Annotated in this window: 9 protein-coding genes; 6 read left to right on the top strand and 3 right to left on the bottom strand. The window is 75.2% G+C overall.

The genetic code is table 11. The annotated features are described in order from the left end of the window. The first annotated feature begins 143 nt into the window (after positions 1-143). The 4 genes from GFH29_RS09505 (at position 144) to GFH29_RS09490 (ending at position 4336) form a co-directional block, all read left to right on the top strand. A complete protein-coding gene (locus GFH29_RS09505; protein WP_153323111.1) occupies positions 144-797 on the top strand; it encodes a response regulator transcription factor in 654 nt (217 codons plus the stop codon). A gap of 211 nt (positions 798-1008) precedes the next feature. After that, the gene (locus GFH29_RS09500; RefSeq protein WP_228387858.1) at positions 1009-1602 is read left to right on the top strand and encodes a copper resistance CopC family protein; all 594 of its coding nucleotides are present in this window, start codon (positions 1009-1011) and stop codon (positions 1600-1602) included. Then, entirely contained in the window at positions 1599-3572 is a 1974-nt protein-coding gene (locus GFH29_RS09495; RefSeq protein ID WP_153323109.1) for a cytochrome c oxidase assembly protein, read from the top strand. The genes GFH29_RS09500 and GFH29_RS09495 overlap by 4 nt, the downstream gene beginning before the upstream one ends. A gap of 95 nt (positions 3573-3667) precedes the next feature. Next, positions 3668-4336 (top strand): hypothetical protein, encoded by a 669-nt coding sequence (locus GFH29_RS09490; RefSeq protein ID WP_153323108.1) that lies wholly within the window; start codon positions 3668-3670, stop codon positions 4334-4336. Between the two features lie 10 nt (positions 4337-4346). On the opposite strand, the gene GFH29_RS09485 is transcribed toward GFH29_RS09490, so the two are convergent. From GFH29_RS09485 to GFH29_RS09475, 3 genes are read right to left on the bottom strand one after another with little or no spacing between them, the layout of a single operon-like run. Next, positions 4347-6083: an ABC transporter ATP-binding protein gene (locus tag GFH29_RS09485; RefSeq protein ID WP_153323107.1), complete on the bottom strand. Its 1737-nt coding sequence runs from the start codon at positions 6081-6083 to the stop codon at positions 4347-4349. Then, on the bottom strand, positions 6080-7930 hold the full coding sequence (locus GFH29_RS09480) for an ABC transporter ATP-binding protein (protein ID WP_153323106.1): 1851 nt from the start codon (positions 7928-7930) through the stop codon (positions 6080-6082). The genes GFH29_RS09485 and GFH29_RS09480 overlap by 4 nt, the downstream gene beginning before the upstream one ends. After that, entirely contained in the window at positions 7927-8727 is an 801-nt protein-coding gene (locus GFH29_RS09475; RefSeq protein WP_153323105.1) for a siderophore-interacting protein, read from the bottom strand. The genes GFH29_RS09480 and GFH29_RS09475 overlap by 4 nt, the downstream gene beginning before the upstream one ends. A 169-nt stretch (positions 8728-8896) precedes the next feature. Here GFH29_RS09475 and GFH29_RS09470 point away from each other — a divergent pair, with 169 nt between their 5' ends. Both GFH29_RS09470 and GFH29_RS09465 read left to right on the top strand, forming a co-directional pair. After that, positions 8897-9931 carry an iron-siderophore ABC transporter substrate-binding protein gene (locus tag GFH29_RS09470; RefSeq protein ID WP_228387857.1) on the top strand — a complete coding sequence of 345 codons (1035 nt, stop codon included), beginning with the start codon at positions 8897-8899 and terminating at the stop codon, positions 9929-9931. Next, entirely contained in the window at positions 9928-11004 is a 1077-nt protein-coding gene (locus tag GFH29_RS09465) for a FecCD family ABC transporter permease (RefSeq protein WP_153323103.1), read from the top strand. Before GFH29_RS09470 ends, GFH29_RS09465 begins: the two co-directional genes overlap by 4 nt.

Genomic DNA, 11004 nt, shown 5'->3' with positions numbered 1-11004 from the left:
CAAGCATCCCATCCGGCCCCGGGTCCCCCACGAATCGCCCCCACCCCACCGCGACTCGGCACGCCATTGGCGCCGACTCGGCACACCATTGGCGCCGACTCGGGGGGAGGTTGGCGGGGATGCGGACCGGGTACAGCACGAGCATGACCTCGGCCGCCGGGACGCAGCAGCAGACACCGCCGCCTGCTCCGGTGCGCCTGGCGATCGCCAACGACTACGAGGTCGTGGTGCGCGGGCTGCAGGCGATGCTGGAGCCGTACGACGACGTCGAGATCACCGAGCTCACCATCACCGCAGAGCTGAACCTCTCCCCCGCGGTGATCCTCTACGACACCTTCGGGCGGCTGCCGGGGCGCGACCCCACCCTCGCCAAGCTCGTGCGCGAGCACCGGGCGCCGGTGCTGGTCTTCAGCTGGCGCACCTATCCCCCCGACGTCGCGCTCGCCCACGGCGCCGCGGGCTACCTGCACAAGAGCTGCTCGGCCGACGAGCTGGTCAAGGCCGTCGTCGCCATCCACGAGGGCCACTCCGTCCTCGGCCCGGCGACCTCCACCCACGCCAGCCGCTTCCCGCGGCGCACCACCTGGCCCGGCCAGCAGGACGGCCTCTCGCCGCGCGAGTCCGAGATCCTCGCGTGCATCTCGCGCGGGATGAGCAACCAGGAGATCGCCGAGCAGTCCTTCCTCAGCATCAACACCGTCAAGACCCACATCCGCTCGGCGTACCGCAAGATCGGCGTCGAGCGCCGCTCCCAGGCCGTGCTGTGGGGCGTCTCCCACGGCCTCGGCGATCGCTGAGGCCGCCGCGTCCGGCCCCGGGCGTGACCTGCGCCTCCCTCCGGGCGCCCGCAGCCCGCGCCGGTTGGGTCCGTGACCGCACGGTTGCGACACTGGTCCCACCATGGAGGCCCAGGCACGACACGTGGGTGCGCGCCGGCGCGCGTGCACCCGGGGGTACGCCGAGGGGCACCATCTCGATCCGTCTCTGGGACCACTGGAGCAGCCTGCTGTGAACGCCCGCCCCACCACGTCACCGGCTCCGCGCCGCCGCCTCGCCACGCTCGCGGCGCTGCTGCTCGCGCTGATCCCCGGCACCCTGCTCGCCGCCGCCGCGCCCGCCTCGGCGCACGCCGCGCTCGTGTCCTCCGACCCCGCCGACGGCAGCCGCGTCGCGTCGCTGCCCGACGAGGTGACGCTGGAGTTCAACGAGGAGATCTCCGACCCCGCGTACGTCGTGGTCACCGCACCCGACGGCGTGCGCGTCAACAGCGGGGACGCCACGGTGCGGGGCCCCCGGGTCACCCAGGCCCTCGACGCCCAGGGCCTCGCACTCCCGGCCGGGAGCTACACGCTGGCCTACCGGGTCGTGTCGGCCGACGGGCACCCGATCAGCGGCGAGCAGACCTTCGAGGTCGAGACCGCCACCGCGGCCGACCCGGCCACCGAGACCGACCGGACGGACGAGGGGGCGACCGAGGGCGGTGCCGCCGCCGACGACGACTGGGGTGCCACCGCCACCGGCCTGGTGGTCGCCGGCGTCGTCGCGCTGGTCGTGCTCGCCGGCGCCCTGCTCCTGCGGGCCCGGCGCGGGGGCACCGCATGAGCCCCCGGGTGCGGATGGCCTCGCTCGCCGTCGCGGGCGGCCTGGTCGCACTGGTCGCGTTCCTGCTCCTCGGCGGCGGCGCCCCCGAGGCACCGCCGGCCGGGCTGCCCGACCCCGGCGCGCTCACCGGCTGGGGCGTGCCGGTCCTCGGGTACGCCTCGATCGCCCTCGGCGTCGCGATCGTCGGCGCGCTGCTGGTGCCGGTGCTCACCGGCGCCGGGCCGCGCAGCGAGCTCGGCGGGCGCGCCTTCCGGGCGGTGGCCTCCGTGCGCTGGCTGGCCGCCGCCTGGGTGCTGGCCTGCCTCGCCGAGCTCGTGCTCACCTACTCCGACCTGTTCGCGGTGCCGCTGGGCTCCGTGCGGCCCGGCACGGTGTGGGACTTCGCCCTGCAGTCCGACCAGGGCCAGGTGCTGCTGTTCCAGGCCGTCGCTGCGCTCGTGCTCGCCGTGGCCAGTCGCTGGGTACTCGCGGTCCGCGAGTCGGCGTTCCTCCTGGTGCTGGCGATCCTCGCCAACCTCCCCGGCGTCCTGACCGGGCACTCCGCGTCCTCGGGCAGCCACGACACCGCCGTCATCGCGCTCGCGCTGCACGTGGGGCCGGTGACGGTGTGGGCCGGCGGCCTGGTCGCGCTCGCCTGGTTCCTGCGCGAGCCGTCCGAGGCCCGGGCGCGCGCCGCCCGCCGGTTCTCCGGCCTGGCCGCCTGGTGCCTCGGGCTCACCCTCGCCTCCGGCGTCGTGAGCGCCCTGGTCAACCTCGGCACCCCTACCGAGCTCGTCACCACGGCGTACGGCGCGGGCGTGCTGGCCAAGACCGTCGTCCTGGCGCTGCTGTGCTGGGTCGCGCTCCAGGCCCGGCGCGCCCTCGTCGAGCGCCCGCCGTCGGCGAGCGGGGTCCGCGACCTCGCCCCGGTCGTCGGCCTCGAGCTCGTGCTCATGTCGGTGGCCGCCGGTCTGGGCGTGGCGCTGGGGCGCACCTCCCCGCCGGTCGGCGAGCCGTTCCGCAACGGCGCCGAGAGCCTGCTCGGCGGCCCGCTCCCGGACCCGCCGAGCGTCGCCAACCTGCTGCTCTCCTTCACCCCGTCCGGCATCGGCCTCGCCGTCGTGCTGCTCGGCACCGCGGGCTACCTCGCCGGCATCGTGGCCGTGCGCCGTCGCGGCGGCCGTTGGTCGGCGGGCCGCACGGTGTCGTGGTTCGTGGGCCTGCTGCTCGTCGCCTACACCACGCTCGGCGGCCTCGCCGTCTACTCCGAGGTCATGTTCAGCGCCCACATGGCCGCGCACATGGTGCTCTCGATGGTCGCCCCGATCTTCCTGGTCGTCGGCGCCCCGATCACCCTCGCGCTGCGCGCGCTGCCCGGCGCCGACATGCCCGGCGGCCACGGCCCGCGCCAGTGGCTGTCCTCGGTGCTCCGCTCGCGCCCGGCACGCTTCCTCAGCCACCCGCTGGTCGCGGCCGTGATCTTCGTCGGCAGCCTCTACGCCGTCTACATGACCGGCGTCTTCGAGGCGCTGATGCAGAACCACCTCGGCCACGCGTTCATGGAGCTGCACTTCCTGATCGCTGGCTACCTCTACTTCGAGGTGCTGGTCGGCGACGCCCCGCTGCCGCACCGGCCCTCCTACCTGGCCCGCCTCGGGCTGATGCTGCTGGTCACGCCGTTCCACGCGTTCTTCGCGATCGCGCTGATGAGCGCCGACTCGGTCGTCGCCGGCGACTACTACACGATGCTGGACCGCGGCTTCGCCACCGACCTCTCCCAGGACCAGTACGTCGGGGGGTCGCTGACCTGGGCGATGGGCGAGGTCCCGCTGCTCATCGTGATGGTGGTGCTGCTGTTCCAGTGGTTCCGCAGCGACACCCGCGACGCGGACCGCCACGACCGGCAGTCCTCGCGCGACTCCGACGCCGAGCTGGAGGCCTACAACCGGATGCTGGCCGGGCTGGCCGACCACGACCGCAGCTCGCAGTAGGTGAGCCGGGCAGCCTGTGACACGCGGCCGTGACGGGGGTCGCACCGCCCCGGGCCGGTGCCGAGGCGTCGCGCCCGGTGCGGCAGGCTTGAACCATGACTTCGGCACCGTCCCCGGCAGACGACGCAGCGGCACTCGAGACCGGCGAGCGGCTGGCGGCCTGGCTGGAGGAGCTCGGCCTGGTGGCGGCGCTGCGCGAGGCCGGCCTGCCGACCATGACGCGCGACTGCCACGGTCGCGCGGTGTGGACCGACCCGCGCTCGGGCGCCCGGCTCAGCGCCGAGCAGCTGGCCGACCTCGACCGCCAGCTGCACAGCGAGGGCAGCGAGCCCCAGCACGCCGTACCGATCCCGCTGCTGCAGCTCGCCCAGCGCGCCCGGGTGCGCCAGCAGCTGCTGGCCAGCGAGTGGTTCACCTACGAGACGCTCGCCGCGCGGCGTGGCGCGTCGGTCGACGCGACCCGCTTCAGCATCCACAAGGCCGCCTCCCGCAACCAGCTGCTCATCCTCACCGAGGGTGAGCGGGTGCTGGTCCCCGGGTTCCAGCTCGATGCCGCCGGACAGGTGCGACCCGAGCTGCTGGCGGTGCTCGAGCCGCTGCTGGCGGCGCGGATGGACCCCTGGACCGCGTGGGGCTGGCTGACCCGGCCCGCCGCCCTGCTCGGCGGTCAGGTCCCCGAGCAGGCGGTCACCGACCCCGACGAGGCCCCGCTGGTGCTGCACGCCGCGGTCCGCCTCGCCGAGAAGGTCCGCGCCGGCTCCTGACGCCGCGCGCTCAGCGCGTGGACCAGGCCGACCACAGCTGCGCGTAGCGACCGCCGGCGGCCACCAGCTCCTCGTGGCTGCCCAGCTCGACGGCGACGCCGTCCTCGAGCACCAGCACCCGGTCGGCGTCGCGCGCCTGCACCAGGCGGTGCGCGATCGTGATCGTGGTGCGCCCGTCGGTCACCGCCCGGGCGGCCGCCTCCAGGGCCCGGGCGCCGGCCGAGCCCGCCTCGGCGGTCGCCTCGTCGAGCACCACCACCCACGGGTCGGCCAGCAGCACCCGGGCCAGCGCGACCTGCTGGGCTTGCGCGGGGGTGATCGGTACGGCGCCGCCGCCGATCTCGGTGTCCGCGCCCTCGGACAGAGCCGCGACCCAGCCCCCGGCGCCGACGGCCTCGAGGGCCGCGTCCACCTCGGCGGGACCCGCGTCGGGGCGCGCGAGCAGCAGGTTGTCGCGCACGCTGCCGGCGAAGACGTGGACCTCCTGGGTCACGGTGGCCACGACCGGGCGGTGCGGGAGCGCGGCGTCCGCGACGGCGACGCCGCCGACCCGCACGCTGCCGGCGCTGGGGACCAGGCGGCCGGCGATGATCGAGCCGAGGGTGCTCTTGCCGGCGCCGCTGCTGCCGACGACCGCGAGCCGCTCGCCGGGGGCGATCTCCAGGTCGACACCGCGCAGGGCGTGGTGCCCCCCGTCGTACGCGTGGGCGACGCCGGACAGCGAGACGCCGGCGTGCGCCGGGGCGATCGCGGCGCCGCGCACGCGGGGAGCCAGCAACGCCACGCCGGCGAGCCGGGTGAGCGAGGCACCCGCGGACTGCACCTCGTCGAAGAGGAACAGCACCGCGCCGATCGGGTTGAACAGCCGGTGGAAGTAGAGCGCGGCGGTCGTCACCGCGCCGACCGTCGCGGCGTCGGCGCGCACCAGCCAGAAGCCGGTGCCGAGCACCAGGAGCAGGCCGATGGCCTCGGCGCGGTTGGTGCGACCGCCGAAGCGCATCATCAGGTCGAACACGTCGATGGAGATCGTCGCCGAGCGCCAGGACGCCTGCGCGATCCGCTGCTGCTGGTGCCCGGCGGTGCCCAGCGCGCGCAGCGGCCGGCTGCCGTGGACGCCGGCCAGCAGCGCCTCGGCCCGCTCGCCGTTGGCCTCCCGCTCGCGGCGGTAGTAGGGCCCGGAGCGCGGCAGGTACCAGCGCAGCGCCAGCACGAACGCCGGCGCGGCGGCCAGCCCGGCCAGGCCCAGGCGCCAGTCCAGGGCGACCAGGCCGCCGAGGGTGAACACGATGGCCATCAGGGAGTTCACGACCAGCGGCACGGCCTCGGTGAGCGAGCCGGCGACCACGCGCACGTCGTCGCTGACCCGGGCGAGCAGGTCGCCGCTGCCGGTGGCCTCGAGCTCCTCGGTGTCCAGGTGCAGGGCACGGTCGAGCACGTCCTCGCGCAGCTCGGCGAGCGCGGGCTCGGCGGCGCGGGCCAGGGCGGCGACCGACACGGCGGTGGCGAGTGCGACGACGAGCGCGGCGGCGCCGATCCAGCCGGCGGCGCTGAGCACCTGGCCGGTCGTGCCACCGGTGCTCACCAGGTCGGCGATGCGGCCCAGCTGCCACGGCGCGACCAGCCCAGCGGCGCCGGCCAGCGCGAACATCGACACGCTGAGCGCGAAGGTCCACCGGCGCCGGGCCAGCAGGGCGCGCGCCAGCGTGAAGGCCTCGCGGGCGCTGGAGACGGGCAGGCGCGTCGTCATCGCAGCACCGCCGCTCGGTAGCGCTCGTCGGCGCCGAGGTCACGGTGAGTGCCCCGGGCGACGACCCGGCCACCGCGGAGGTGGACGACGACGTCGGCGTGGGCGAGCAGCGCGGGGCTGCTGGTGAGGACGAGGGTGGTGCGGACCGGGGCGCCGGGCGCGTGCCGCAGCGCGCGCAGACCGTCGGCGATCCGCGCCTCGGTGACCGCGTCGACGGCGGTGGTGGGGTCGTGCAGCACCAGGACACCGGGGTCGGCGGCGAGCGCGCGGGCGAGACCGAGACGCTGGCGCTGCCCCCCGGACAGCGTCGTGCCGCCGACCCGGACGTGCTCCTCGAGCCCCGCGGGCGCCTGGGCCACGACCTCGTCGGCGGCGGAGGCGCGCAGCACCCGGGCCAGCCGCTCGTCGTCGAGGGCGGCATGCGGGTCGACGTTGCCGCGCATGGTGGCGTCGAAGAGCTCCACGTGGTGGTCGGCGACCAGGAGCGCCGCGTGCAGCTGCGCCACGCTCAGCTCGCCCACGGCCCGCCCGCCGACGACCACGGTGCCCGCCTCGGGCACCGCCTCGCCGCGCAGCAGGGTGAGCAGCGCGGCGGCGTCGGCGGGGTCCTCGGCCACCACGGCGACCGAGCTGCCGGGCTCGGCGAGGAGGGTGAGGTCGCGGAGCGGGCCGTACGACACCGCGCGCAGCGCCAGCGACGGCGTCGCGGACGTGGTGGAGGTCGTGGACGTCGTGGACGTCGCGGGCAGGTCCGACCCGGCCGCGGACGCCTCGCGGGTGGCCAGCACCAGGGGCGGGGTCGCGAGGAAGTCCACGATGCGCGCGGCGGAGGCACGCGACTGGGCGAGCTGGGCGATGAGGAAGGTCAGCATCCGCAGCGGCTCCCCGAGGAACTGGCTGATGCCGACCACGGCGACGAACTCACCGACGCCGATCTCGCCGTTCACCGCGCGGAGGCCGGCGACCAGCGCGACGACGGCGAGGAACAGCCCGCTCAGTCCCTCGGTCATGCCCTGCATCACGCCCTCCCAGCGGGCGGCACCGACGCTTGCGGTGGCGGCCTGCTGGCTGCGGCGGCGGTAGCGCTCGCGCGCGGCGTCCTCGCCGGCGACGCCCTTGAGCGGCCGGATCCCGCGGACCAGGTCGCTGGCGATGCCGGCGGCCTCGCCGAGGGCCTCCTGACGCACCGCGCTGCGCGCGGCCAGGCGCGGGGAGAGCAGCTGGGTCACGCCCAGCACGCAGGGCACCCCGACCAGCACGACCAGCGCGAGCACCGGGTCGATCGCGGCCAGCACGACCGCGCTGACCACCAATCCGACCGCGCCGGCGACGGTGAACATCAGCTGGCGCACCACGAAGGCGACCATCTCGGCATCGGCGGTCGCGATGCTCACGACGTCCCCGGGCAGCCGGTCGGCGCGGGCGCCGCGCCCCGACAGCACGTGCGCCGAGACCTCGGTGCGCAGCGCGTGGGACTCGGTGTGCAGGGCCCGGTTGCCCATCCGCGCGCCGAAGCGGTAGCTGAGGCTCAGCACCACGAAGTGCAGCGCGAAGACCCCCGCCCACAGCAGCATCTGCCAGCCGTCGCCGGTGACCACCGCGCGGTCGATGACCACGCCGATCAGCACCGGCACCATCAGCTCGGCGACCTGCCAGACGGTCACCAGCGCGGAGGCGCCGGCGAGGGTCCGGGCGTGACGGCACACGGTACGGCGCAGCAGCGCGCCCGGTGTCGTGGGCGCCGGACCGGAGGGGAGGACCGGGGGTGCGGCGGCCGGGTCGAGGGGTGGCCCGGCAGGCTCGGTCGTCCCGCGCGGCTCGGGCGCGGTGGGGGTGCGGGTGCTCAAGCGAGATCGGCGTCCATGGCGGCGACGAAGTCGGCCTTCACCTGGCGCCAGGCCTCGTCGGTCATCGTGCGCCGCCAGTACGGCGAGCACGACATCGCCGAGCGCTCCAGGCCACGCTCGAGGAGCAGGTGGCGGCGCAGGCCGCGGATCTCGTCGGCCTCGCCGTGGACGAAGGCGTCCGGGCGGCCGGCGGGGAGCTCCAGCGCCTCGAGGGCGTCGAGCAGCAGGCGCGCGGGGTCCGCGGCGCCGCGGCGGTGCAGCCAGCGCAGGTCCAGGCGCCCCGGGGTGCTCAGCGGGATCTCGTGCCCGGCGTCGTCGCAGACCAGGCGCACCACGACCGGGCGGTCGGCCGGGACCGCCTCCAGGGACGCCGCGATCGCGGGCAGCGCGGACTCGTCGCCCACGAAGAGGTACCAGTCGGCGTCCGGGTCGGGGGTGTAGCCGCTGCCGGGGCCCTCGAAGACCAGCACGTCGCCGGGCACGGCGCGGGCCGCCCAGGGGCCGGCGACGCCCTCGTCGCCGTGCACCACGAAGTCGATCGTGAGCAGCCGGCTCGCCGGGTCCCAGGCGCGCACGGTGTAGCGCCGGCGCGCGGGCCACCACTCGCGCGGCTGCTCCTCGCGCACCTGCCGGGGGTCGAAGACCGCGTCGTACGGCGCGCCGGGCGGGGCGATCGCGAGGTTGACGTAGGCGTCGGTGGCGGCGGGCATCGCGAAGTCGGCGAGGCCCTCCCCTCCGAGCACCACCCGCACGATCGAGGGCGTGACCCGCTCGGTGGACACGACTGCGCCGTACATGGCACCTCTTTCCGGAGACGTAGAGCACTTAGGTTAGCCTCACCAACAGCTGGTGGCCGCACCGCCCGCATGCCGTTCGGGTCGGCGAGCGTGGATGTGCCGTGTGCCGGCGCTCCTCCCGGCTCCTCCCGCTCCTCCGCTCTCTTTCCCCGATCTCGAAGGAACTCCCGTGCGTTCTCTGCGAATCCTCGCCGGCTCTGTCGGCGCCGCCGCCCTGCTGCTCACCGGCTGCTCGTCCTCCGCGGACAGCGACGACACCGCGACCGACGGCGGCGCTGCGGACGGCGGCGCGGCGTACCCGATCACGATCGAGCACGCGCTCGGCACCACGACGATCGAGGAGAAGCCCGAGCGGGTCGCCACCGTGAACTGGGCCAACCACGAGGTCCCGCTCGCGCTCGGTGTGGTGCCGGTCGGCATGGCGGCGGCCAACTTCGGCGACGACGACGGCGACGGCGTGCTGCCCTGGGTCAGCGACAAGCTCGAGGAGCTCGACGCGGAGACCCCCGTGCTCTTCGACGAGACCGACGGCATCGACTTCGAGGCCGTCGCGGACACCGCGCCCGACGTGATCCTCGCGGCGTACTCCGGGCTGACCCAGGAGGACTACGACACCCTCAGCGAGATCGCCCCGGTCGTCGCCTACCCCGAGGCCCCCTGGTCGACCGACTGGCGCGAGATGATCACGCTCAGCAGCCAGGCGATGGGCATGGCCGAGGAGGGCGAGGAGCTCGTCGAGGACCTCGAGGGCGAGATCGCCGACACCGTGGCCGACCACCCCGGCCTCGAGGGCAAGGGCGCGATGTTCCTGACCCACGTCGACACCACCGACCTCAGCGAGGTCAGCTTCTACACGACCCACGACACCCGCGCGCGCTTCTTCGAGGACCTCGGACTGGCCACGCCGGAGAGCATCGCCACCGCCTCGGCGAAGACCGACCAGTTCAGCCTGACCCGCAGCGCCGAGCAGATCGACGGCCTCGACGACGTCGAGCTGATCGTGACCTACGGCGACGAGACCCTCGTCGAGGCGCTCGAGGGCGACCCGCTGCTGTCGAAGATGCCGGCCGTGGCGAACGGCGCGATCGTGCTGCTGCCGAACAACCCGCTCGGCACCGCCGCGAACCCGACGCCGCTGTCGATCTCCTACGTGCTCGACGACTACGTCACCATGCTCGCCGAGGCCAGCGCCGACACCCAGTGACAGGTCCAGCAACCGGCTCCCAGCAGAGCACCGCGACGGCCGCCGTCGCACCCGCACCCGCCGCGGGCGTCGTCCGACGTCCGCGGCGGGTGCGCGCCGCCTGGCTCGCCCTGGCCGTCGTGCTGCTCGCGCTGCTGACGGTCTGGTCGGTGGCCGTCGGCTCCCGCGAGGTCACCCTGGAGGAGATCCTCGCCGGGCTGGGCGGGTCCACCGAGACCATGGGCGAGGCGGCGGTCGCCAAGCGCATCCCCCGCACGCTGCTGGCCGTGCTGGTCGGCGCCGCGCTGGCAGTTGCCGGCGCGGTGATGCAGGGCGTCACCCGCAACCCCCTGGCCGACCCGGGCATCCTCGGCGTCAACATGGGCGCCTCGCTGGCGGTGATCACCGGCATCGCCTGGTTCGGGCTGACTGCGCCCTCGACCTACATCTGGGTCGGCATCGTCGGCGCGGCCGCCTCCGCGGTGTTCGTCTACGCCGTCGGGTCGCTGGGTCGCGGCGGGGCGACGCCGCTCAAGCTCGCGCTGGCCGGCACCGCCACCTCCGCCGCCTTCGCCTCGGTCATCACCGCGGTGGTGCTGCCCCGCAACGACATCGCCGGTGGCGTGCGGTCCTGGCAGATCGGCGGCGTCGGCGGCGCGTCGTACGACACGATCCGCCTGGTCGCGCCGTTCCTGCTCGTCGGCCTGCTGGTCTGCGTGGCGACCTCCCGCGGCCTCAACTCCCTCGCCCTGGGCGACGACGTCGCCGCCGGGCTGGGCGAGCGGGTCGCGCTGACCCGCGGCGCCGCCGCGTTCGGTGCGGTGCTGCTGTGCGGCGCCGCCACCGCCGTGGCCGGCCCGATCGGCTTCGTCGGGCTGGTCGTGCCGCACCTGTGCCGACTGCTCGTCGGGGTCGACCACCGCTGGCTGCTGCCGTTCTCCGCCGTGGTGGGCGCCGCGCTGCTGACCGCCGCCGACGTGGTCGGTCGCATCGTCGCGCGCCCCAGCGAGGTCGACGTCGGCATCATCACCGCGCTCGTCGGGGCGCCGGTCTTCATCCACGTCGTACGCCGCCAGAAGGTGCGTGCCCTGTGA

Origin of the sequence: Nocardioides sp. dk884, assembly GCF_009557055.1 — a bacterium.
Lineage (GTDB): Bacteria > Actinomycetota > Actinomycetes > Propionibacteriales > Nocardioidaceae > Nocardioides.
This window is presented reverse-complemented; position numbering and strand designations above follow the sequence as displayed.

Bases quoted from the DNA above. Each gene is read 5' to 3' on its own strand.
- GFH29_RS09505 (WP_153323111.1), top strand. From the start codon at position 144: ATGACCTCGGCCGCCGGGACGCAGCAGCAGACACCGCCGCCTGCTCCG.
- GFH29_RS09495 (WP_153323109.1), top strand. From the start codon at position 1,599: ATGAGCCCCCGGGTGCGGATGGCCTCGCTCGCCGTCGCGGGCGGCCTG.
- GFH29_RS09490 (WP_153323108.1), top strand. From the start codon at position 3,668: ATGACTTCGGCACCGTCCCCGGCAGACGACGCAGCGGCACTCGAGACC.
- GFH29_RS09485 (WP_153323107.1), bottom strand. From the start codon at position 6,083: ATGACGACGCGCCTGCCCGTCTCCAGCGCCCGCGAGGCCTTCACGCTG.
- GFH29_RS09475 (WP_153323105.1), bottom strand. From the start codon at position 8,727: ATGTACGGCGCAGTCGTGTCCACCGAGCGGGTCACGCCCTCGATCGTG.